At 37.7% G+C, this 24811-nt stretch carries 25 protein-coding genes; 4 read left to right on the top strand and 21 right to left on the bottom strand.

Annotation, left to right across the window (positions count from 1 at the left end):
• Positions 1–99: 99 nt before the first annotated feature.
• Genes rffA through ACFVVF_RS14385 form a run of 15 tightly spaced genes read right to left on the bottom strand, consistent with a single transcriptional unit; the run spans position 100 to position 15782 of the window.
• Complete coding sequence (rffA, locus tag ACFVVF_RS14455) at positions 100–1227, bottom strand: dTDP-4-amino-4,6-dideoxygalactose transaminase (protein ID WP_387810525.1); 1128 nt, start codon at positions 1225–1227, stop codon at positions 100–102.
• Positions 1214–1747, bottom strand: coding sequence for an acyltransferase (locus ACFVVF_RS14450; protein WP_387810522.1), 534 nt, complete (start codon positions 1745–1747; stop codon positions 1214–1216). Before ACFVVF_RS14450 ends, rffA begins: the two co-directional genes overlap by 14 nt.
• Positions 1744–2073, bottom strand: a complete 330-nt coding sequence (locus tag ACFVVF_RS14445; RefSeq protein WP_387810519.1) for an EamA family transporter — start codon at positions 2071–2073, stop codon at positions 1744–1746. Before ACFVVF_RS14445 ends, ACFVVF_RS14450 begins: the two co-directional genes overlap by 4 nt.
• Positions 2070–2429, bottom strand: a complete 360-nt coding sequence (locus ACFVVF_RS14440; RefSeq protein ID WP_387810516.1) for an EamA family transporter — start codon at positions 2427–2429, stop codon at positions 2070–2072. Before ACFVVF_RS14440 ends, ACFVVF_RS14445 begins: the two co-directional genes overlap by 4 nt.
• Positions 2413–3126 (bottom strand): WbqC family protein, encoded by a 714-nt coding sequence (locus tag ACFVVF_RS14435; RefSeq protein WP_387810513.1) that lies wholly within the window; start codon positions 3124–3126, stop codon positions 2413–2415. Before ACFVVF_RS14435 ends, ACFVVF_RS14440 begins: the two co-directional genes overlap by 17 nt.
• Positions 3127–3155: 29 nt before the next feature.
• Positions 3156–4103, bottom strand: coding sequence for a hypothetical protein (locus ACFVVF_RS14430; RefSeq protein WP_387810510.1), 948 nt, complete (start codon positions 4101–4103; stop codon positions 3156–3158).
• The gene (locus tag ACFVVF_RS14425; RefSeq protein WP_387810507.1) at positions 4087–4752 is read right to left on the bottom strand and encodes an LbetaH domain-containing protein; all 666 of its coding nucleotides are present in this window, start codon (positions 4750–4752) and stop codon (positions 4087–4089) included. The genes ACFVVF_RS14430 and ACFVVF_RS14425 overlap by 17 nt, the downstream gene beginning before the upstream one ends.
• 10 nt (positions 4753–4762) lie before the next feature.
• Positions 4763–5689, bottom strand: coding sequence for a glycosyltransferase family 2 protein (locus tag ACFVVF_RS14420; protein ID WP_387810504.1), 927 nt, complete (start codon positions 5687–5689; stop codon positions 4763–4765).
• Between the two features lie 42 nt (positions 5690–5731).
• The gene (gene rfbA, locus ACFVVF_RS14415; protein ID WP_387810501.1) at positions 5732–6622 is read right to left on the bottom strand and encodes a glucose-1-phosphate thymidylyltransferase RfbA; all 891 of its coding nucleotides are present in this window, start codon (positions 6620–6622) and stop codon (positions 5732–5734) included.
• Between the two features lie 54 nt (positions 6623–6676).
• Positions 6677–9358 (bottom strand): YfhO family protein, encoded by a 2682-nt coding sequence (locus ACFVVF_RS14410; protein ID WP_387810498.1) that lies wholly within the window; start codon positions 9356–9358, stop codon positions 6677–6679.
• Between the two features lie 19 nt (positions 9359–9377).
• Positions 9378–11237, bottom strand: coding sequence for a glycosyltransferase family 2 protein (locus ACFVVF_RS14405; RefSeq protein ID WP_387810495.1), 1860 nt, complete (start codon positions 11235–11237; stop codon positions 9378–9380).
• A complete protein-coding gene (locus tag ACFVVF_RS14400; RefSeq protein ID WP_387810492.1) occupies positions 11189–12688 on the bottom strand; it encodes a hypothetical protein in 1500 nt (499 codons plus the stop codon). The genes ACFVVF_RS14405 and ACFVVF_RS14400 overlap by 49 nt, the downstream gene beginning before the upstream one ends.
• Positions 12681–13601, bottom strand: a complete 921-nt coding sequence (locus ACFVVF_RS14395; protein WP_387810489.1) for a class I SAM-dependent methyltransferase — start codon at positions 13599–13601, stop codon at positions 12681–12683. Before ACFVVF_RS14395 ends, ACFVVF_RS14400 begins: the two co-directional genes overlap by 8 nt.
• Positions 13602–13621: 20 nt before the next feature.
• Positions 13622–14959: an ABC transporter ATP-binding protein gene (locus ACFVVF_RS14390; protein WP_387810486.1), complete on the bottom strand. Its 1338-nt coding sequence runs from the start codon at positions 14957–14959 to the stop codon at positions 13622–13624.
• Positions 14960–14972: 13 nt separating this feature from the next.
• A complete protein-coding gene (locus tag ACFVVF_RS14385; RefSeq protein WP_387810483.1) occupies positions 14973–15782 on the bottom strand; it encodes an ABC transporter permease in 810 nt (269 codons plus the stop codon).
• Between the two features lie 335 nt (positions 15783–16117).
• On the opposite strand from ACFVVF_RS14385, the gene ACFVVF_RS14380 reads away from it, so the two are divergent.
• From ACFVVF_RS14380 to ACFVVF_RS14370, 3 genes are all read left to right on the top strand, one after another.
• On the top strand, positions 16118–18349 hold the full coding sequence (locus ACFVVF_RS14380) for an O-antigen ligase family protein (protein WP_387810480.1): 2232 nt from the start codon (positions 16118–16120) through the stop codon (positions 18347–18349).
• A gap of 152 nt (positions 18350–18501) precedes the next feature.
• Entirely contained in the window at positions 18502–19536 is a 1035-nt protein-coding gene (locus ACFVVF_RS14375; protein ID WP_387810477.1) for a M23 family metallopeptidase, read from the top strand.
• Positions 19537–19995, top strand: a complete 459-nt coding sequence (locus ACFVVF_RS14370; RefSeq protein ID WP_387810474.1) for a bactofilin family protein — start codon at positions 19537–19539, stop codon at positions 19993–19995.
• Positions 19996–20113: 118 nt separating this feature from the next.
• Here ACFVVF_RS14370 and ACFVVF_RS14365 read toward each other — a convergent pair whose 3' ends face one another.
• The 5 genes from ACFVVF_RS14365 to ACFVVF_RS14345 form a co-directional block, all read right to left on the bottom strand.
• Positions 20114–20881: an ABC transporter permease gene (locus tag ACFVVF_RS14365; RefSeq protein WP_387810471.1), complete on the bottom strand. Its 768-nt coding sequence runs from the start codon at positions 20879–20881 to the stop codon at positions 20114–20116.
• 16 nt (positions 20882–20897) lie between these two features.
• Positions 20898–21821, bottom strand: coding sequence for an ABC transporter ATP-binding protein (locus ACFVVF_RS14360; RefSeq protein WP_387811487.1), 924 nt, complete (start codon positions 21819–21821; stop codon positions 20898–20900).
• Between the two features lie 203 nt (positions 21822–22024).
• Positions 22025–22207 carry a hypothetical protein gene (locus tag ACFVVF_RS14355; protein WP_387810468.1) on the bottom strand — a complete coding sequence of 61 codons (183 nt, stop codon included), beginning with the start codon at positions 22205–22207 and terminating at the stop codon, positions 22025–22027.
• Positions 22208–22225: 18 nt separating this feature from the next.
• Positions 22226–23197 (bottom strand): LCP family glycopolymer transferase, encoded by a 972-nt coding sequence (locus tag ACFVVF_RS14350; RefSeq protein ID WP_387810465.1) that lies wholly within the window; start codon positions 23195–23197, stop codon positions 22226–22228.
• Positions 23194–23616 carry a PilZ domain-containing protein gene (locus ACFVVF_RS14345; protein WP_387810462.1) on the bottom strand — a complete coding sequence of 141 codons (423 nt, stop codon included), beginning with the start codon at positions 23614–23616 and terminating at the stop codon, positions 23194–23196. Before ACFVVF_RS14345 ends, ACFVVF_RS14350 begins: the two co-directional genes overlap by 4 nt.
• Before the next feature lie 248 nt (positions 23617–23864).
• Between ACFVVF_RS14345 and ACFVVF_RS14340 the strand changes: the two genes are divergently transcribed.
• Positions 23865–24233 (top strand): helix-turn-helix domain-containing protein, encoded by a 369-nt coding sequence (locus ACFVVF_RS14340; protein ID WP_387810459.1) that lies wholly within the window; start codon positions 23865–23867, stop codon positions 24231–24233.
• Here ACFVVF_RS14340 and ACFVVF_RS14335 read toward each other — a convergent pair.
• Entirely contained in the window at positions 24230–24370 is a 141-nt protein-coding gene (locus ACFVVF_RS14335; RefSeq protein ID WP_155985915.1) for a hypothetical protein, read from the bottom strand. The genes ACFVVF_RS14340 and ACFVVF_RS14335 overlap by 4 nt on opposite strands.
• Positions 24371–24811: the final 441 nt, after the last annotated feature.

The following is a 24811-nucleotide window of genomic DNA, read 5'->3' as shown; positions in this document are numbered from 1 at the left end:
ATATTCAGTTATAGTATCTTTACCCTTAGGTGTTTGCGGTTTTTCATTCCCCCACATGCAACCCCTGAAGTACAAATTTTAGGCATACCCCGCCAGTATCTAAAAATAAAATTTCTTGATTGTTTTTATGATTTTATCTACATCATTTAATGGTAAGTTATAATATAAAGGTAGTCTTAATAACTTTTCACTTTCCACAGTAGTATATACGTCTTCTCCATCAAATCTGCCGTATCTTCTGCCCGCCTCTGACGAATGCAGTGGAATATAGTGAAACACCGATTGGATATTATGATCTTTAAGAAATTCAATCAACTTCGTTCTTTCATCTATTGATTTACATTTAATATAAAACATATGTGCATTATGAATACAGCCTTCAGGAATATAGGGCAGCTTAATATGATCTTTTGCTTCAAGCTCCCCTAGTCCTTCATAATAATTATTCCATATCTCTAACCGATTGTTGTTAATTTCTTCGGCATTTTCTAATTGTGCGTATAAAAATGCGGCATTAATTTCACTAGGTAAATAGGAAGAACCTACATCAACCCATGTATATTTATCCACTTGCCCTCTAAAGAACCTGGAACGATTGGTACCCTTTTCTCGTATAATCTCCGCTCTTTCAATATATCGCTCATGATTTGCTAGGAGTGCTCCGCCTTCGCCACAGTTATAGTTTTTAGTTTCATGAAAACTATAACATCCTAATTGCCCAATAGTTCCTAAATAACGTCCCTTATATTTGCTCATAACCCCTTGAGCCGCATCTTCAATTACAACCAAATTATATTTTTCTGCCAATTCCATGATTTTATCCATTTCACATGAAACACCAGCATAATGAACGGGAACAATAGCCTTAGTTTTAGGAGTAATAGCAGCTTCAATTAATGCTTCATTAATGTTCATAGTATCTGGTCGAATATCTACAAATACAATTGTAGCTCCCCTTAGTACAAATGCATTCGCAGTAGACACGAACGTATATGAAGGCATGATTACTTCATCGCCCTCTTTAATATCTGCAAGTATAGCTGCCATCTCTAAAGCATGAGTACATGAAGTGGTTAACAGTGTTTTAAGCGTATCGAAGTTATTTTGTATATATTGATTACTTAAATGGGTATACTCGCCATCACCTGATAACTTACCATTAGCGATAGCTTTCTGAATATACGCCTGTTCATTTCCCGTAATGGCAGGAATATTAAATAGTATCATCTATGATTTCCCTCCGTTGAATGACTCTTGCAGGATTGCCTACTGCAATTGAATATGGCGCTATGCTTTTTGTTACAACCGAACCAGCACCAATAACACATCCTTCTCCAATAACAACCCCAGGTAAAATAATAGAATTGCCCCCAATCCAAACATTATCCCCGATGACGATAGAACCTGCCGTATCTGGCAAATTCAAATAATTATAATCATGTGAAGCCGAAAAAATAATTACATTGGGACCCAGTGCAACATTGTTTCCTAGTATTATTTCTGCATCTTTAATAAAATAGGAAGCAAATAATTGAGACCCTCTATTTATCCATACACCATTCCCAATCGAAATTTTTGAAGGATATCTAAAATATGTCTTATAATCAATGTTGTTATTTTTACCATACTTTCTAAAAGCTATCTTGAAAACAACACTTCTGATAACTGGCGGCAGAACTTCCATTAGCAAATAAAACAAATTAAATAAATATGAATATGTGCTAAATAGTATTTTTGTTATTCTCATATATTAAAAATAATCACTCCCACAATAATCAGTAATGTTGCATATACTTTTTGTTTTGAGTATTTTTCTTTGAGAATCACATTTGAAAGTATCAAGGTACTTACATAATTTAAAGATATAATCACTGTTAAATCTTTAAAATTGATCAATTTCAAAAGATATACCGAAAGTAGAGTCGCACTAAAAAAAAGAATATACCCTAAAATAATGTAAATGTTGATACTAGATAATAGATTTTTTTCTTTAGTACGCAATGCTCCCATTTTCAAGAAAATTTGAGCAAAACTATTAAATAAAACCAGGATAACAATAACTAATACGCTCATTTAATTTCACTCTTAAAATTCAAAATGATTACTCCCAACATGATCACTGATACTCCCAGTATATTATTAAAAGTTATACTTTCATTGAAAATAAAAAAACTGAATAGCAAAATAAAGACATTATTCAGAGCTGTTATAGGATAAGCTATAGAAAGATCTAATTTCCTTAAAGTCAGCTGCCAGAAAACTGCCTGTAAACCTAAACAAATTATTGCTGCAATATAATATACATTAAATACTACCAAATAAAATCCACTTTCTTTCAAATCAGATGCAGCTAGTTTTGATAACATAAACGCCATAGATTGGAGCAAAATACTTAAAAATAAATAGATATAATTAATACTGTATCGCATTCTGATCCTGTCTCCATCCCCAGATGAAATAAGCGGAATCAGGACCCGTATGGAACAATAAATCAAGAATAGAAACGTAGTGATCCATTGGCGGATGAAATTGATTGTATTCTGGATAATTTTTGTAATCTTTATAAATTAATTCAATTCCCTCTTCATTAAAGCGAGCAGAATCAATATAATCACTTGCAGCAGGACCTGATAAATATGTAGTTGTTTGTGCGCTTTTTAATAGTCCTATTAATCTATCCAGTTTTTTTCCTGAACTAGTATACTCACGAGAATCCTTAAACTCAGTAGTAATACCTAAATATTCTTGGGATATATGTTTTATTAAGTATTGATTTAAAGACGAAAGATTCGACCAACTACGCTCCATATATATATATTCAAGAAAAGACTTATATTGTTTGAAATAAGGAGCTTTTGAATACAAAGCATTTAATGTTTTATAATGTTTCGATGCCCAGTTCGAGTTAGGTATTTCAACATCGCATATTAATTGATCACTTTGCGCATTGACCGGAATTGTAATCCATTGAGATCCAGCTGCAGACTTTATTTTATTGCGATTTCTCCAATCATTTTTTGTATATTGAACATTATCATAAAATATAAAGGAATCAACATCGTTAATTATATCAAAATATCCTTTCCATGGAATATAGTTAGATTGAATAACAGCAACTCTTTTCATGGTTCTCTCCTTTTTCAAGAAAAAATCATTTAATTGGTAATAATTCTATTTATAATATCAACAGTTCTGTATGCTTTTTCTTCATTGTAATATTTATCATTAAATAGATTTATAATAGATGAATGCAATCTTTCAGCATTTGGTGCTTTCCCTTTACTAAAGATACCCTTTAGTGATGCATAATGTGTGCTTGCAAATAGATTATGTTTAAAAAGTTCATTAATGATGCTATCTCTATTTGAAAGTCTAATATTAAATCTCCATGATTGGAATTTAGAATCCAATTGTATTTGTTTCGGAAGATTTTCTGAGTATATCTTATTCATTTCATTTTTTATATGTATACTTGCTGCAAATTCTTTCTCTATTAACGAACTGTAACATTCATAAGAAATATTTAAATTTGAATTATCTAACCAATCACAATCCTCATAAATATACTTAGAATTACTTTCTATACTTTTCTTATAACTATTTATTATATCTCCATAACTTTTTTCAGAATAAGTCAGAGGGGATTTATCATATTTAATATTATTTTTGATTTGTGCAAATCCACCAAAACCAATATCAACTACTTTAGAGTAACCTGTGCTATATAAAACAACGTCTGCTTGAGTCTCTACATATTGGAAACTTGGAGTAGACAGACAACGATCATCTATGATAATAAAATCATCATTTATTTCTTTAATCTGTTTAAACAGATACTCAAATGATTCCTCTACTCCAAATGTTCTAACAAAGAATACACCTGCATAATTTTTTGGATTACGTTTTAACTTTTGAATTATTATCTCTTCATCCATACATAGCGTATCATTTGATATATCAATAAACTCAAAACTTTTACCTGCTTTAAAAAAGGTAATCGGAACAATTGGGCAAATATTAGATGGCATTAAGAAAGTATTATTGCTAGTATAGCCCTTAAGTATATTGTAAATGATTGCGGATGCTCTAGGCTCTGTTACCATGGTCATACTCCTTTGCAGGGTTACCGTAAACAACAGTATTAGATGCAACATCAGTTATTACGTTTGATCCCATACCAATAAATCCATAATCGTTAATTATACTATTTTCTCTAATCGTAGAATTTAGACCTATAAAGCTGCCATTTTTGACAATAATATTTGACCCTATACAAACCGAAGCAGCAATAAAGTTATGATCAGAAATTTTTGTATCATGTTCAATCACTACGTTTGAATTAATAACGTTATACATTCCAATACTTACATTGGAATGTATAGAACAGTGGGATAATACCACACTCCCTCTTCCAATATTTACATTTTCAGCAACGTAAGCAGTGGGATGTATAAAGGTATAGAACTTCTCATTTGATATCCTATAGCTTTTTAAAAGTTCAATTCTTTCTTTCATTTTTTCTGGTTTATACAGAGAATATATATATTTCACATCTGAATATTTACTAAATGAACGATCCAGATCATTTGTATTACATAAAACAGGATAACCATGAATAGTATTCCCCAGAGCTGGGTCATCGATTGAATAACCAAGAAATTCTATTTTTTCAGAATATAACGCCTGTGCATCAACTATCTGATTTGCTATATTAACCGCAGTACCTTTTCCACCAATAATGATGATTTTCAATGGTCACCTCTTAACTGTCAATTGTAGACCTTGATATAATATATAGAGGTTTTTTCGTCGTTTTAAAATTAATACGAGCTAGATACTCACCAAATATACCAAGAACAAATAATTGTATTCCACCAAACAAAATAATGCCTGCTACAATCGACGCATATCCTGCAATAGGAATACCAATAAACAACTTTCTAATTACGATAATTAGTAACCATACAAACCCTGAAGCGAATGAAAATAATCCTATCCAAGAAGCAAACTTTAATGGTATGTCTGAGAATGATGCAAATATATTTATTGTATGTTTAACTAATTTAGATAAACTATAATTGCTCCCCCCGTGTTTCCGTATTCCATGTTCCACAGTAACGGTTGAGTAATTATTAGTAATCCAAGACAAGTATCCATCTACAAATGGAAATGGTGATTCAAACTGAACTAATGCTTCACCTATCTTCCTATTCATTATTCGAAATGAAGTATAATCATAATTAATATCTGGTATAGCTTTTTTAAACAACTTTTTTGCCGTTATTGAAGTAATATTTCTCCATTTGGCATGTGTTCGTTCCTGATAAGTACCATAAACTAAATCAAAACCTTTTAATATTTCTGCATAAAGAATTGGAATATCCTCTGGTCTTTGTTCCAGATCATCATCTAAGGTAATAATCCATTCACCAGTAGCATTAGCAATTCCACAAATTATGGCTGCATGCTGACCATAATTCTTCGTAAATTTTATACCAGTTACACGATTGTCATTTCTGCTTATCTCCTCAATGATTTCCCAGGAGTTGTCGCCACCACAATCTTCTACTAATATTATTTCATAATTTTTATCTAAGCTCTCTAGAGAGTTTTTTACGCGTTCGCAGAATTCATATAAAGTTTTTTCTGATCTATAAACTGGTACTACAACCGAAAAGTAAGGTTTCAATAAAACCCCTCCCTAATAATAGGTGAGACTAAATCATATATTTCAATAATCATCATTGGATTCTCTTCCTTGTTCTGCTAAGTGTATTAAATACTTGCCATAATCATTTTTAGCTAATACTTGACCAAGCTTATGCAACTGTTCATTATTGATATAGCCTTGGTTAAATGCAATCTCCTCAATACATGCAACTTTGAATCCCTGTCTTTTCTCAATTGTCTCAATAAAGTGAGAAGCTTGCATCAACGATTCATGTGTTCCTGTATCCAACCAAGCAAATCCTCTGCCAAACATCTCTACATTTAGATTACCCTTATTTAAATAGTAGTTGTTAATGTCAGTAATTTCCAATTCCCCTCTCTCAGAGGGAGTAATTTTTTTGGCTATCTCAATAACATGATTATCATAGAAATAAAGACCAGTTACAGCTAAATTAGACTTAGGATTCTCAGGCTTTTCTTCAATTGAAGTAGCAATATTACCATCTCCAATGTTTACTACACCATATCTTTGCGGATCTTTGACCTTATAAGCAAAGATTGTAGCACCTGATTCACGTTTAGCCGCTCTTAATAACATTTCTGTAAATCCTTGACCGTAAAAAATATTATCTCCAAGTATCAAAGCAACACTATCATTACCAATAAATTCTTCCCCTATAATGAATGCTTGGGCTAGTCCATCAGGAGAAGGCTGCACCTTATAACTAATAGAAATCCCCAATTCCTCTCCGCTTCCTAGTAATTGTTCAAAGCGATGGGTATCTTGAGGGGTAGATATTATCAAGATATCTTTTATTCCAGCCAGCATAAGGACAGACAGAGGATAATATATCATTGGTTTGTCATGTATAGGGAGAAGCTGTTTCGATACCGTCTTGGTTAACGGATATAATCGAGTTCCACTTCCACCTGCAAGTATGATACCTTTCATAGTTGCACCACCATTCTTTAAGCTTTGCTTTGTATTCTAACACCGGCTACACAGCTAAGTGTTTTGATTTACTCGTTGTTTTCTCCATTGAATTATCAGTAGAGTTACTATAATTAGTATACTAATTATAGTAATAATCAAACCTGTCTTAAATAGAGGCGGCGTAAACTTAAATTCAACTTGATGCAACCCCGGCTCAAGTAAAACACCTATAAATCCAACATTCACCTTCTGAACTTTTGCTTCTTTTCCATCAACTTTTACAGACCATCCTTCATCGTACGGTACGCTCAAAGCAAGCAATTTAGCTCCAGCAACTTCTATGACTCCCTCAATTTTATTGTTTGTCACTGTAGAAAGCTTATATTCATTTTGTGATAGCTTTTTAATATCTTCAATATTATAATTTATTTTTTTGAAAGATAACCAGGCATCAGAAATCTGAAGATCAGCTGCTGGAGTTTCAAACGATAAGCCTGCTGCAATAATATTTTGTTTATAGTTCAGAGGAATATTATAGTTTTTCTTGCCAGCTTCAATAGAATATTTCATTACATTGAGTCCAAGATGTTCATCTATATTATTTTTCCAATAGATATCCATCGTTGTCGCTTGTTTGGCATCAATGTCTAGACTTAACACAAACTCACCCGTTAAAGGTTCAGAAAAAGTCGTCTCTGTGAATACTCGATTATCCATGCTACCTAATTCATTACTAAGTTCTAACTTTTCCTCATTTGGCTTGTCTATCTCGTCACTATTATACGACTTAAATTCATTAAAATTCTCCGCAGAATCATCGTTTACAACAAAGGCTTTATACAAGGAATCTTCTTTTTGCATGGTGTCTAGCTTATCAAACTCACTTTCTTTGATAAAGCTGTCATATGTGTAGCCAAAGGGCAGCCAAAACTCATTCTCAAAAGCATATATATTGTTGTACTTTCCAAGCAACTTATATCCATACGGAGCCTGTTCTGTAATAGACAAGTAATACTTGTTATTAAGAAATGTCTCTAATTTTACTCGATTATCCAGGCCATAAATCAGCGAATTGTTACCTGCTATTGTCACATTCATTTTATTATAGAAATCAATAGTCGATGGTTGCATTACTGAATTATATTCTTTGAATCCATTATATTTTTGAATTAATGCATCGTTTAAAAATCTAGAATTAAACGTTTTATTAATCCGATAGAAACCATTATCTACTTCTTTAATATTATTCAATGCATCATTTGAAGAATCAAAATAGCCCTCTTTATTTTTGATGTAACTACTATCCAGAAGCATTCGATCATTAACTGTCGGATAGTTAAGGGTTACGGCTTCTATAAAAACAATTGCAAGTATAACCCACGAAAACTTGTGTCTATTATCAAATTTTCTAATTTTATTTATAGAAAGGAAGATCAAGAAATACAAGATACAAAAAACCAATGAAACGATAATGGCTTTATTAGAAGTAACAACTTGTACAGTAGTCCAATCAAAATTTTCCCTTCCAGTATAAAGCGCTACAAATGGAATAATCATCAGCAAAGCTAAAGAAGTTATAACTACCTTTATATTAAGTCTATAGCTATTACTAATCCATTTTTGCAGAACATGGGCTAACGTGTATAGATTGAAGATAATGATACCGAAAGTCCAACGATAATCTATTTTACTAAACGCATTGAAGAAAACGGCAAAAAACGGAAGGAGCAACATAGCGGAAATTAGCATATATACTAAAGAATAGACTACTTTTTCCTTTCTCGTTCCTTGAATAAATATTTGCGGTAACAGCAACAGGGTTAAAATACTAGAATAAATTATTGGAGACTCATAATAATTGATATACCCATAAAATTGATTCGCAATTCCAGTTGTATCATTGCCAAAGGCTCTTAACACTAAACTTATGTAGTACTGCAAATCTCCAAGTTTAAAGACCCCCATAGTTGCTTTACCGCTGATTCTAGGGCTATTTAATACATAAGATATAGCAGGTAATACGAGAAAAAATGCGGTCGTAACTCCTAATGTATAGTAAGAAAAAGCTTTAATAAAAGCTTTTGAAAATTCCTTTATTGAAAACCTATTCACAACCAAGTATCTCATAACCGCGTAAATCAAGAAAAATATTGAGATTATATATAAAAAGTAATATGAATTCAATGCAAGCAACATTACTGCTAATGTTATAAGAAGTCCTTTTTTGTCCTTTAATAACCTCTCGAATCCCAGCAATAAGAGCGGGGCATAAAGCATTACATTTACAAACTGGTAATGTTGTCCCCAAAGTATGATATAGCCATTAAATGCATAGATGAAAGAAGTAATGATAGACGGCAGCGAACTAAGCCCCATTTTTCTTGTAAACAGATAGAAAAAGACAGCTGATAGCAAGATCTTAACCACCATTATTAAACCAAAAGCGTACACGATATAATCAGGATCTAAGAGCATATACAGATAGACAAATGGATCTCCTATAAATACATTTGAGGAATAATAATTAATCCCTATTCCCATATTATGCGACCAAAACGGTGCATCGCCTTGTTTTATTTTTGTGTTTAAATCATAAATAAAAGGCCAATAGGCATCAAAAGTATCACTACCCGTATCATTAAATATATATAATTTGCTAAACGTAATAAATTGACCATAGACTATCGTACATGCCAAAAGTACAAGAATTATTAGAATCCATATTTTTTTGCTTTTCAATTTGCTAAATGACAATTTCGATCCTCCTTACTTCTTACTTCAACAACTTTTTTATTTTCATATATACTTTATTTTTCACTTTAAATACGAAAGTCTTTAATGTCATTCGTCTCATTGCATAAACAATTGATTGAGGACGATTTATAATTTGCTCAGCGTCATTAAACCAGTCACCTAATGTGAAATCTGTCTTTTGATTTGTATATTTGCCTCTTACCTTTTGCAGATATTTATCAAATAATTGCTGCCGGTCGGCGTGATGCTCCATTTCATAAGGAACACGATACGTGGAGGTTACTTTCTCCACATAATGAAAATCATATTGTAGAGCGTATTTAAGCCACAAATCCCAATCTTCCAATACTTCTAATTCAGTATCTATTCCGCCCAATTCAGTAAATAATTCTTTTGAAAATAGTACGCATTGTATAGGAAAATAATTATGATGTATAAGTATTAATCGGTTAAATGGCTGTCTATGCTGCACATTGTGGAACATCTCTATGTACTCATACGGATCTCTTGATATAATTTTCACAGGGGTTTCAAAGGCATGTGCATATGCCGCTTTTTTATCGGGATTATTAAGCAACTGATAGCATAATACTTCTATATGATCGGCATAAAGGACATCATCATCATCTAGAAAGTTTAGATACTTCCCGTTAGCCTTTTCCATTGCGATATTCCCTACTACACACCTTCCCACTTTGGCCTCTGTAGCGTAGTATTGAATAGTAAGATCATTGAATTCTTTCTCTATCATACCTCTTGAAATGTCGGGGCCATCCTCTACTATAACAACTTCAATATTTGTATAGGTTTGATTCCGAACACTTTGCAGAGCTTCCCTCAGCATTGCCGGCCTGCCGCATGTTCTTATCAATATAGAAACTAATGGCTTCTCTTCCGGGAGTGTATTAACATAAAATGCCCCGTCACGAATAATTTCATAATCCCATAATAAAAATGAAGGCTCAAATACTAAGGTTTTATTTTTTCTTTTCCAGGCTCTAAATTGTTGTCCTTCTGAAATACTCTTGATCATTTTTTTCAATACCGTTTTTTTATGACCACTAAAAGGAACTCTATTAAAGAAAAGACTATAGTAGAGCATATATCCCTTGATAATATCCTTCATGCTTCCAAACTTATACCTGAGCATCAAATTATTATATGTACTATTATAAAACTGATTTGGTTTAACTTGTCCTGCACTTTCATACGTATAATGATGAACTATACTTTTAGGAACATAGATTAATTTAAAGCCATATGCTCTGAGTCTCCAGCTTAGATCCACATCTTCAGCATACATAAAGATTTTCTCGTCAAACATGCCGATACGAACAAAAATATCCCTTCGCACCATGCATGCTGCACCACTTGCCCATGTAAGCTCAAGGGTAACTGGATCGTAATTTTTAGGATGCTCGTAAGGGAATTGTCTGCATTCCCATAGCCCAACGTCATTATTGCTACTTACTGCAGCATCCATTAATTCTTCTAGAGCATTTGGTTCTAATTCCGTATCAATGTTTAGAAATAACACGTAATCTTGTAAAGTGTACTTTACACCATAGTTATTCGCCTTACCAAACCCCAAGTTTTGATCAAGCAAATGACACTGAAAGCCCCCAAATAATTCTTTATTTTCATATTCGCTCAGTAATACTCTTGTGTTGTCTGTCGAATTGTTATCTACGAAAGTTATGAAAATATTTTTCTTGGGAATCGTTTGATTTTCTAATGATTTCAAGCAATTAGTAATCCATTTTTCCGAATTATACGAAACGAAAATTATATCCAGATTTCTCAAAATAACACCCCAACTATTATAATGGTTTATTTTCTCGCTCTGCCCATTGCTCGAAGCGGTGCGGTAATCTTCCAAGATTTCGAATTCAAAAGTTCATTAAGTTCACGTTCTTTCGTTTGCAGCAATAAAGTTCTTTCTTTTAATTCTTCTTCCACCCGAACTAACTCAGACTGTTTATCTTCCAGTTCTATTTGTAGGGTGTTATATTTCCCCTTCAGTTCCTCAAGCTCTTGCTTATCAACAACCATCTTATGAAAAATTTGTATTTCATTTTGAAACGACGACTTTCCCTCCGAATTCAAATATAATTCTTTCAACGACTCACTAATATCTTTATTTACTTTCATTGTTATTCTAACCTCATAGTCTCCCACTTGATCAAATAAGTTCTTTCCTTCAAAGAACAACTGAGGATCCTCATCAATTGCAATAAAGGCATATTCATCTTGTCGACTTAGAGGAATTATATGTTCATTGTGACCAAAAACGTTTTTTATTTGTTCTCCTTCTATTTGCACAACATTTAAGATCTTCTCATGATTGTAGCTGTAAATAACAATCGATTTGATTCCCACAATCGCCGGCCGATCTGTTGGATCAAATCTAATTGGAGTTTCCCCTATTTGATCAATAGAAATTTTAAATTTATATTCTTTATCTAGCAAAGACATCTCACTCAACTGTGCAATACTTGAATGCTCAGAATACCCTTCTTCCCTTGGCACAAATATTTTAGTAATAAACTCATCTACTACTGGAATCTCAGGATTGATTGTGTAAACACTTTTCGAATATTTACTTAACTCATTATTCCCCTTGCCTCGAACAAAATGTTGAAAGTTAACTTCTTCCATCCGCATAAAAACTTCACGCATTTTATCATCTATAGAAAGCAATTCACACATTTCTTTTAAGTCAGTAATATTTAGCAAATAATGCTTGTACTTTAAACTGAACGCATAAAGACTTCTAAACAATATATATCTAATAGGCACTCTAAATGGAAATACCCATTCGCAGTCAATTATTATATTTTCACCGGTAGAGTTTACAATAATATTGTCAAAAATTAAGTCAATATTCCCTGGACTGAGGCAACGTTCATTTTCAAATGCTGGAACTTCACCAAATACTGCAATAAACGCTTTATCTGCAATAAAAGTCGAAGCTTGATCTTTTTGTAAACTATAAATAAGTTCTGAAAACTCTGTAAGCAATTCAAAAAGTTTATCTTTATCTTTTTTTAAAACTTCTTGAAACAGCAATGCATCCCAGCTAATACCTTCGACATAGGGATATCTTATTGCATTGCTACTCAACTCGCCTTGAAGTACCGAAACATTAAAATACGCGTCAGTTAAAATACGCGTGTTCTCATGAATCTGTTGTATGTGAGGTTCGGATTTCTCTGTAAGTGCCGACTTTACAACATACCTTATCTTATTTTCACTGAAGATTAACGTACTAATTTCATACTCTTCATTTCTTCCTCTGTTATATTTTGCAAACAGTGTCTTTCTATCCATTTCCATTCTCTCCTTGTTTCTTGCATAATACGAGAAATGAATTCGAAAACAAAGGAAACTGATTACTCATAATAATATTGTCCCAAACCAAACCTTCTTCAAACATGCGGATTCTATCCATATCATAGTTAGGAGTTCCTTGAGTAAAGCCCACGGACGGCAGTACATCGTCGGAATATATCAATGCAGGTAATTTATAGTCAGGGAATGGATAATAAAATTCGATTTCATTAAACCCGCTTTCACTTAACAAACCCTCAAGCTCTGGTTTACTAAAAGTACGTGCCCCATTTTTATTTACATAATTTTCTAGTCCATCAAAGTATTCACCTGTATGATCTTCTCTGGCTCCCGACCAATATTTCAAACCAAATTTATTTTCGATTGCAATAATTAAGCTGCCATTTGGTTTAAGACATCTATTAATTTGACTTAAAAATTGATGATAGGGTTCTTCTCCTATAGTAAATTGGGAAGCATATTCTAAGACCCCAATTAACGTAATATAATCATAGGTCCCATCAACAAAAGGGATGTCATTCCAATTGCCAACTATGATTTCCAGATTAGAAATATCCCTATATCTCTCTGCAGTGATTGTTGCTCTTTTTTTAGATAATTCAACTGCTGTTACTTGATGAACTTTTTCACAAAGCAGACCAGTCATCGCACCGCACCCAGCACCGATTTCCAAAAGATTTCCGCCTTTACGAAAATCAATCCAGTCCAGCAAATTTCTCCTGATCGGAGACAAATGATACAGAATTGGCCAGTTATTTTCTAAAGTTAACAACTCAGCAATATTTACTTTTTCTTTAACGATTCGCAATAATTCATCTTCAATAGGACCATCACTGTATCGATCATTTCCTGAATAATAATCTAAATTTAGATTAACATTACCAATTCTCATTTCTCTTTACACCTACCTAACTAATGGTCTTCCCCGTAATTCAAAGATATTTTACTATCCAAATTGGAAATACCAAAACTTCTATCATTTTCATTGGCCAGTACTTTCAACTCAATAACATCATACCTGCGATCTAATGGAATAATTTCGCCATTCACTAATTCTACAAAACCAAGAGATATATAATAATCTCCAGGAATTAATCGAAGTTCCTGTTGAAACTCCACAGCTACTTCATCATTATTGCTTAACATCTTAAACGGATAATTTTGAAAGTATGTATTGGTTCCATATACATCTAATCCTTTAATCGATTTTATAGTCATGGCATAAATGGGTTTTTCAATAATCTTAAATGCCCTTGCTACAAATCGGACTTTCAAATTATCTAAAGATGTTACTGTATGGGAATCCGCTTCTGAATTTGCTACATCATTTACATAAATGTGTTCGATTGTTCCTTCACTGCTGCCATACCTATACTCCTTAGTCGCCTCAATATCAACACTATTTGCACCTTTAAATTCAGAACTTGATACTGCGTTTTCATCATTCGACGCAGTTGATTCTTGAGTTTCTACAGGATCATTTTCTATAGCTGCAGCTATTTGATCATTATTGGCTGGCATTTTAGAAAACAGTATTTTTGTATAATGGTTCACTACATCATTTGGTTTGCCAATTTCAATTAGCTGTCCTCGATCGATTAATATAGCTCTATCGCAAATTTGACGTATGGTTTGCAAATCATGAGAAACGACAAGAATTGTTTTTCCCGATTCCTTTAATGCCTTTATTTTTTCAAAACATTTCAGTTGAAATCTTCCATCGCCAACTGCCAATGCTTCGTCTACTATTAATATCTCAGGATTAACATTAATGGATACAGCAAAAGCTAGACGTACGTACATTCCACTAGAATATGTCTTTACAGGTTGATCTATAAAATCACCAATATCAGCGAAAGCAAGGATTTCATCCATTTTACTTTCAATTTCTTCACGGCCAATACCGAGAATAGCAGCGTTTAAGTATACATTCTCTCTGCCAGTAAATTCTGGATTAAACCCACTTCCCAGCTCTAATAAGGCAGAAATTCTTCCATTTACTTTAATAGAACCTGTAGAAGGATTTAAAGTGCCTGCAATCATCTGTAGAAGCGTACTTTTACCGGAACCGTTTCTTCCAATAATGCCTACGGTTTCCCCTTTGTTTATTTCAAAACTCAGTTCATTTAATGCAGTAAAATCCTGATAGTACTTTTTCTCCTTGGAGAAAAACTGCTTTAATCTATTTAATGGCTTGTTATATATTCTGAACGTCTTTGATACATTAATAATGCTGATAGCGTTTTCCATGCGTGCACCTTTCTTACAAGACATCTGCAAAGCCTTGTTTCGTTTTTCTAAACCATATCAATCCTAGCACTGCCACCACTCCACATACAGCACATTCAATTAAAAACGGTTTTAGAGCAGGCACGTGTCCCCATATGATTATACTTCTTACATCCTCAACAAAATGGGTTATAGGATTCAAATTATAAAACCATCTAAAGCGTTCCGGAATAATATCTACTGAGTACAAAATTGGACTTAACAACATCAACGCTTGTACTGCGATCCCTATTACTTGTCCAATATCCCTCAAAAATACTCCCAAGGAAGAAAGAAACCAGGATAAACCTAAGCTAAACATAACAACTGGCAGTATAACTATAGGCAAAAGTAAAACTGTCCAAGTAATCCCCCCACCGAGCACAGCTTGAAATACAATCACTAGGAGATAATTTATCACAGCGCTAACAAGTGCCGATCCCAAAGTAATAATAGGGAATGTTTCAAGTGGGAATACAATTTTTTTTACATAGTTTGAATTGCTTGTTATTAAGTAGGGTGACCTTGCAACGACTTCAGAAAAAATATTAAATGTTGATAATCCGCAAAATATAATAATTGCAAATTCAATCGTACTAGTGCTGTCGGTTTTCCATTTAGCTTGAAAAACTTCCCCAAAAACAAATGTATAAACCAGTAGCATTAACAACGGAGTCAAAATAGTCCAAGCAAACCCTAACTGTGATCCCTTATACCTATTTATTGTCTCCCTCTTAATAAATTGAAAAATAAGATTTCGATTTCTTTTCAAAAAACCAATTGATTTATAAAGCACTTCATTCATCTCCAACTTCAAATTATACGATATACCCGCGAATTCCATAAAAATAGATTATTTATGACCAGTGAATTGATACTATAAAATAAGCTTTCGCATCATTCTAGAACTTTTGCATCTTAACCATTCTATCAAAGTTTCTACACGATGAATACCTTATTATCCAATGATAACACCAATTCCGGTGACATTTTCCAACCTTTTTCGCGAATTTATTGAATACAATTTTGTAAAAAATATACAACCAACCAACGAAACTCTCACTTGTATTGTAGTAATCTATTTCCTCATTTGTTAAAATACACAGAGGAGTGAAACAATACGGAGTAAGGAGTTCATACATGAGCGCACGAAAAAAAGAACTGCGCAGCAACATTATTGCTGCTGAATCACCGCTATTAAACTGGATGCTTACAATCGGCTTAGCTCTATTTATCATCATTTTCCCTTATAACAAAGCATTGTTTAACGGTTACGAATACGCTTTTGAGACTGCAATTTACAATGCAACCATTTATGGTTTTGTATTACTCGCCGCTACTGCCATCTATGTTTACAGAATCGGCTGGAACCTCAATAATCACCGAAGTTTGCTGTCGATTCTCGTCTTGTTGCTTCCTGTCGTTTATTGGTTGTCTTCCATGCAGGCAGTTTCCAGCTATTATGCTGGATTTATGGTAAAAGTCATGTTTCTTATGGCAGCTTTATTTTTAACAGCAATATATGCAGGTGAGCGGTTGCAAACCCGAAAAATCATTGAATATGCTACCATGCTCACTTGTTACATAATCGTATTTTACGGTTTGCTTATCCTATTTGGTCAGGAGTACTTCCGGGACGGAATGTGGCTGGCACATGATGGCTATCGTCTGGCATCTGTCTTCCAATATTCCAACACGTATGCAGGTTTCCTTAGTGCAATTCTGCTAGCAGCCGTTTATTATGCCGCAACCTGTACACGCTGGTACATGCGGCTGGCAAACGCAATTATGCTCGTTCCGATTTTTATCTCGTTCCTGTTAACCTATTCTCGGGGCGCAATTGTCATTATACCTGTCGTAGTTCTAATAATCGTTCCGTTTCTAAAATTCGCTCAACAAATTGCTTATATCGTGTATGCAGCGCTGACAGTTTTATTCTCAGCTGTCATATTAGGCAAGTTGACCGCTAACACCGATGCAATCGCAGCAATAGTTCAGCCTAGCGAGACGAAAGCACCGAGTCCAATCTCTATGTTTGACTCGCTTCCTCTGCAAAGCTGGTTATTGTTAGGAGCAGCAGCACTTGTTAATGCCGTATTTATTCTGTTCATTCACAAAAAGCTCTACCCTTGGCTGGAAAAGAAAACGAAAATACTAGTCGAACGCAAATGGTCATTCGCTGCGGTCCCTGCAACAATTATTATTATTGGTTCACTAACAGTCGTTATCTTGCTTACAAGCAGCGGCGTGAGAGATCTGCTTCCCGATAAGATCGCAGCGCGCTTTGAAAATATCAATCTCCAGCAACATAGCGTATTAGAACGCTGGACATTTTACGAGGATGGCATAAAAGTCTCAAAAGACTATCCAATTCTTGGCGCAGGCGGGGGCGGCTGGCAAGCACTGTATGAGCAATACCAGCATAATCCGTACTGGAGCAGACAAGCACATAGTTACTTTATTCAGACGCTAGTTGAGGTCGGTTGGTTAGGTATTCTAATATTGTTTAGTCTATTGCTCTATATCTACTGGCTCTATATTCGTTCTTATATCCGTTATCCGGAGCGCCGGGGAAGTCATCTCATCTTCTTTATCATTTCCTTGACTCTGCTCTTGCATAGCGCTATTGATTTCGATATGAGTTACATTTATTTAAACGCACTCGTTTTTATCAGCCTAGGAACAATGCTTGCTCCTTACGGAAAACTAATGTTTATTAACCGATTAACTGATCGAAAAAGTACATCTTATAGCAAAATCATTTATTCGTCAGCTATCGGCCTTTTGACTCTTATTCTTTTGATTGCTTCATTCCGGAGTGTTGGTGCCATTCGCAACTTCGATCAATCGATAAAGAAAGCATCTAACGGCCAAATTGCAATTAATGAGTTACTACCTGGATTAAATAAACTAATCAAATCAAAACCTAATCAATCCGTCTTTTCCTTAACGAAATTTGAGGTACTCGGACAAGCCTACGATCAAACTCAAGATCGCAAATATTTAGACGAAGGCATACAAACTCTTAAAAATGCAAAAAAACATGATCCCTACAACCGCTCTATTCTGCTCATGCTGAATGACGCCTTCCAAAAAGACGGAAATCTGCCAGAGCAGCTCACCATTCTCGACGAAGGCGTCTCCAAGTTCCAATGGGACATCCAGTTTTACGAAAAAGCGGTTCTCGCCAATATTGGCGCTATGACTTCGGATGCAGCCAATAAAGACAAGTACCGCGAGCGCGTCCTTGAACTGGATGCTGAGGTACAGCGCAGAACAGCTCAACTCGCAACATTGCCGCCTGAGCAAATGCAAGGCCGTTCCTTCAGCTTCACCCCGGAAACCGTCCAAGCCATCGAAAGTCTTAAATAACATTGCAATCTTCCAAAAAGCGCCCGGATGGGCGCTTTTTTTCTCCCCTCTTTCGCTGCTCTCATTTTTTTAATGGCATGTTTCGCCTTCTCCTAGAATAAATAGCATTAGAACGTTCTGATTGTGATTAACGGCCGGAAGGAGAACGACTATTGAATCGAGCACGGAAAGCTGGATGGTCTTTCATGCTGCTGCGCGGCGCCGACAAGACTGTTAGACAGTTCCATGTTTCTAAACGGTCGGTCGTTGCAGCTCCAGCTGCAGCCGTACTTGCGGTTTCCGGCTGCATCGGCGGACTTCAACTGAAGTCTGCCCTCAAGATCAGCAACCTGGAAGACCAGCTCTCACAGCAAACCTCCCAGTTCGCGCAAACGGTATCCGCCAAAGATGAAGCCATCTTGAATCTGCAAAAAGAACTCGCGCTTCTTTCTCAGCAAACAAAGGATATGGAGACGAAGTTGAATGACCTGCAGGTGCTGGAAAATAAGCTTCAGCAGTTTATTGAGCAGTATGGAGCCGTCACAAGGTCAAGCCACTCCTCCCGCAATTCGGACTCCATCCGCGGCGAGGTTCAGTCGCTCTCTGCCCCCATTGGAGGAAAGACGTCATCGCTTATCCCCTTAGCCTATTCGTCCCAGCCTTCGGCTGAACTAAAGCGAATGGCTGCGCTGGCAGAAGGCTCCTCCCTCGACCTTCATGCCGTAAGCGATATGGTAGATGAGATGGAGCAGACGATGGCGCATTCGCTTAGGCAGTACAGATTGCGCCAAGCGGAGCTCGACGCCATCCCCTCCGGCTGGCCGACAAGCTCGCATCAGATGACATCCGGCTTCGGCTACCGTAAGGACCCGTTTACAGGAAAGGCAACCTTTCATGCGGGAATCGACATTGCCGGCCAAATCGGAGATCCCGTCTTTAGCGCGGCAAGCGGCATCGTAGAGGAGAGCGGCTACAGCAGCTCGGAGGGCAATCACATCGTCATCGACCACGGCAACGGCCTGCGCAGCGTCTATATGCATTTGAAGCAGATTGAAGCGCGTGAAGGGGATACAATTGTCCGTGGCGAAAAAATCGGGCTTCTCGGCTCGACAGGACGAAGCTCGGGCCCTCACTTGCATTTTCAAGTCATGCAGAGAGATGAGGCGGTCAATCCGTTAAACTACTTGTCTCTTGTAAAGGAGGATTAAATGGCGATGTTCAAGGACAGCAAACGTTTCTCCGCAACCGATACACTGATCGGCCAAGGCACACATATGGAAGGCAAGCTGATTTGCGAAGCCAATCTTCGGGTTGAGGGGGAATTCAGCGGCGACATTGAATGCGTCGGTGATGTTATCATCGGAGAAAGCGGCATTGCCCGCTCCAGCATTCACGGGAAGGAAATTACGATTGCCGGCAAAGTATTCGGCGATATCGTCGCCAAGGGACGGCTTACCGTCACTGCAACGGGTCAAGTTATCGGGAGCATTACCGCGCAATCGCTTATTATTCACGACGGAGGGTTGATGAACGGGAGCTGCCATATGGAACGCGCTCACGAGAACAAAACCCGTCCTTTATCAGAGACGGATACAGCCGTGTCAAACCAATCAGCAGCTAAGGAGCCGTCTCATAAGGAAAAGGAGAAAGCTAGACAAGCGGGATAAATCCTCCACTCTTCTTTTCATCCATAATAAAAAGCCGTCTGAACTTCCCTCAATGCACGACGGGAAAGCTTCCGGACGGCTTTATTGAGTTGTACTCGCCAACAGGATTCGTATCTAATTAAGCCGCAACATCCCGCTTGTTGAACACAAACCAGGTCAATGCGACAAACACCACATAATAGACAGCTAATACCGCCAAGGAGAAGCCTAGCGTCATGCCCTCCCGCAGCGGCGTTCCATTCAAATACTGAACGAGGTTCAAATGAATGAACAGCAGGTAATCCACCCAAGCGTAGTTCAGTATTGCGAACAGTCCTACGAAGGAATTGACGACCAGAATAAGAAACAGCGATAATCCGATCGCCAGTCCCCCGCTGCGGAACACGGCGGATATCATAAACGCCATTGTAGCCGTTACGACCAGGGAGATGAATTCGTAGAAATAATATTGAATGAAATAAACAGCAGCGGTTCCTTTATAGAAAGGAGCAATGGAATCGGATGCTGCGCTGCTGTCATAGCCAAACAATAGAGCATTCATAGCAAGCAAGAACAGGTAGAGCACTACGGTCTGCAGCAAAGCGAACAAGAGAACAGCCGCGTATTTGGACAGCAATATTTTCGAACGCGACCATGGCCGAATCAGCAGCAGCTTGATCGTTCCGGACGTAAACTCATCCGCAACGCTGCCCGCTGCAACGATTGTCGTAAATACCGTAATCAGCAGAAAACCCACCGTCGATTCCCAATTAAATACCGACCACATAGAAGGAGGATTGTTAGCAATGAACCGGGTAGCTACTGAGATGCAAAGGACGAGCAGCAGCATAATGCCTAGCATCACCCAGGTACGCGCCCTGCGGTAAATTTTCATATTTTCGTTCATGACGAGCCCTGCAAAATTAAACAAGCTGTTCGCCTCCCGTCATTTCCAGGAATTGATCCTCGAGTGATTTGCCTTGCGCGCGAATACCATAAACGGAAATTCCGCCTTCTACAAAAGCAGCATTCAGCTTGGCAACCAGCTCACGGTCGGCTTCAACAGCAATCGCTGTTTTTCCGTCTGCTTCAGCCTGCTGCCCAAGCCGGGCTGCAATCGCAATCGCCTCTACAACATTGCCCACCTCGAAAACAAAACGTCTGCTATCCGCCTGATCATCACTTTGCTGTTTGATGGGTCTGACGTCAATCAGCTTGCCATTCTGAATGATGGCGACACGGTCACACATAAGCTCCATCTCGGCCAGCAAATGGCTGGAGACGAATATCGAAATGCCCTCATCTTTGGCCAATTGCCGAAGATAGTCGCGCAGCTCGCGGATGCCCGCAGGGTCCAGTCCGTTCGTCGGCTCGTCCAGAATAAGCAGCTTCGGCCTATGCAGAATAGCTTGCGCTACACCAAGTCTTTGCCTCATCCCGAGCGAATATGTCCGCACCTTGTCGTGAATACGCGAACCCAGTCCGACAAGCTTAACAACCTCTTCGATTCGTTCATCCGATATGTCCGGGATCATACGAGCGAAATGAACAAGGTTTTGATAACCAGACAAATATTTATACATCTCCGGGTTTTCCACGATTGCGCCTACATTGCGGATAGCCTTCTGATACTGCTTCGTAATACTGTATCCATCGATCTTAATCTCTCCGCTGGTGAGTGACATCAGCCCGACCATCATTCGTATGGTTGTTGTTTTGCCAGCACCGTTAGGACCAAGAAATCCGAATACCTCGCCTGCCGGAAGATCTAGAGACAGCTCGTTGATAATCGTCTTTTTCTCGATTCGTTTCGTTACGTTTTGCAGCTGTACGATTGGCTGTGAGATAAAGCAAACCCCCTCGCTAATAACATAATTTACATTATAGCCAACGGCATCTTCAAATGAAAGCAACTGGGGTACTAATCCCCCCCCCCCCTAATATCAATGTTGATGCTATTGTTCATGCAAAAAGCTCCCAATCCCAGGGAGCCCTCGCTTTTTCCTATGTCTCTTTATCTTTCAATGCTATTTCTTTCCCCCATCGGACTTTATATAACAAGCGTGATTCTGTTCTCCTCGTCCGGTTCATCCCCCATACATTCCTCGCAGCAGCCAAGCGGCTGTACAACCCGGAAAAAACCGGTCCGGAAAATCTCCCTGGCCTGCTCTGCCGGAACCATTGCGCCGCAGCCCACGCAGTAAAAATAATCGGTATCTTTCATTCCAATCACTCGCTCTCCTAATAGATGCTACAGCTTGGTTGGTACATCGCCGCCGTTCATCTGATTTTTCAGCAAATTATGGATTCGTTCTTTCTCGTCGTTGCCGACGATGTAATACCAGACACGATTGATCGTTGACCCGCTGCCGCTAATTTCAACGGTATCCACCTGCTCCAAATCCGAACGATAGTCGGTTATGAATGTTTTCATCTCGTCAAACGTAATATTCGTCTTCACGGTGCTGCCTAACTGATCAAGAATTTTCTCAATCTGTTTGATGCTGTTGAATGTCAGTCCCCGCTTGAGCACCTGCTTCAAAATCTCACGCTGCCTTGTATTGCGGCCAAAATCACCACGCGGGTCCTCGTACCGCATTCTGGAATAAAGCAGCGCTTCCTCGCCATTGAGCTTTAAGGGACCTTTATCGAATTGATGCTCCCCGTAAAAGAAAGCAAACGGATTATCGACCTGCACCCCGCCAATCAAATCGATCATTTTGGCGAAGCCCTCCATATTCACTCGAATATAATAATCAATCGGGTAATCGAGGAAATGCTCCACCGTCTGCTTGGACATTTCCGCCCCGCCAAATGCGTAGGCGTGATTGATTTTATCCGTCGTACCATGACCGATGATTTCAGTTCTCGTATCCCGAGGAATATTGAACATCAGGATCGACTTTTTGTTGGGATTAACCGCCATCACAATTAGCGTATCGGACCGTCCCTTATCGCTTCCGCGTTCATCAACCCCCATCACCAGAACGGTAAATGGATGTTTGCTCTCGATTCGTTCCTTTATAGCCGGTTGAGTCGTCGTTTTCGCTTTTACCTCAGGATCTTTGCTTGTATATTCGCTAGGCTGAATCGGCTCGTAAATGGCCGCTGCCGTTTGTTTGACATGATGATAGAGATACCAACTGTATCCTAAAGCTCCTGCTGCAACGAGTAATAGGAAAGCTCCCGTTCCTATTATTGTCTTTTTCACCCAAGGCTTCATGTCGACCGGCTCCTTAGCTTTCGATACAGCTGATGGATTTTTAACTGATTGGGACTTTGGCGAAGCATCTCCTGGTTCAACAAACGAATGATAAGGGGCTGCATCCGGTTGGGCGGGTGGAATGCAACACCGTATTCAAATTGATTGTCCCTTTGCTCCCGCCATACGATGTGACCGCGCAATTGAAGAGAGACTCCGGATAATATAATTTGAAAATCGACCAAATAGCCCTTGTCGACCGGAAGCTTAAGTCCAGACAAAAAACAAAGGCCCTCCTGACTAATATTTATCAGCAGCACATGCGCAGCATTCCGGCTTAACAGCAGCCCGAGCGGATTAAGCAGACGCATTTCAGCTTTAATTCCTTCATTTAAACGCATTCGAAAAAAAGATCGCTGCGGTTCGCTGTTCGTCTCCATTTTCGGCTCCCTATATGAAATGAGACCAATGTCAGCTGCGTTTAAAGGAGAGTGCATTGGTCAATCCTTAAATAAGATACAAACCGTATCTAACCCTCTCTTCACTTTACGCTACGATATGTAACATGTCAACTAAAAATAAAAAAAACGCCGTTATTTGCGACGTTTCGTTGCAGATTAATGCTTTTTTAACATTTACGTATTAATATAGGTGTAGCGGGAATCGGTTAATTTTAGGAGGATAAAGGATGAGTATCGGAAACCGAATTGCTCAATTAAGGGATGAAAAACGTTGGACACAGGAGCAAACCGCAGCTAAGCTCGGCATATCTCGAGCAGCACTTTCTCACTATGAGAAAAACCGTAGAGAGCCAGACAGCGAGACGTTAGCAAAGTTTGCCGACCTGTATCAGGTTTCGATCGATTATTTAGTCGGCAGAACATTAAACCCCCAGTCAGCCTTAAGTGACGACGTTCGTGATTTTGTCGATCATCTTGAATTATCTGATGAAGAAATTTTGCAAAAGTATAACCTTAGCATAGACGGTCGCAAGCTTACTGCTGAAGAGACGAAACGATTCATTGCCTTTGTACGCGCGGAGAGAATGATGAACTAACGGTTCATCGATATCGGAACAATAAGTTCAGCCGGCCATTTATCCTGCGGGATTTCCAGCTGCTGAAGAATTTCTCTGATGTTCAGCTCGATGCGTTTATCATCTGTATTGACGTTTCTCTCTCCATCTATCATCATATCCGACTCCTACTCTATTATAATAAACTACAACATCGTTATTATACCTAATGATTAGTCGGGAATATGTCGGATCATGGTAGCGACTTTCTTCTTTTTTGATAAATTTTTGTCGAAATTAATCCTCTGGACTTATTGAATTTGTCAATGAGTCAAGCTTTTTTTCTATACTCATTTTATATGCTTGGCCGGGTCCTAATATGACGGACCTATTTCTCCGGGAATTGGCCAGGGATTGAAAGTTAAATAATAGGGCTGCGGCTGAATTGGCTGCAGGCCTTTTTTTTGTTGGGATGGCGTGGGGGCATGTGCTAGTTCGGAATTCAAAAGTATGCGCTCGCTGCGCATCACGGTTCATTCTGCCGTTCTTGATTCCATCTTAACGTTCGGCTCCGCGAACTGGATGATGGGAACCTTCGAAAAGTCAGACTGAACTCGTGG

Source organism: Paenibacillus sp. NPDC058174 (genome assembly GCF_042883865.1).
Classification (GTDB): Bacteria; Bacillota; Bacilli; order Paenibacillales; family Paenibacillaceae; genus Pristimantibacillus.
The sequence above is the reverse complement of the archived record's forward strand: the minus strand, read 5'-3'. Positions and strand labels throughout refer to the sequence as shown.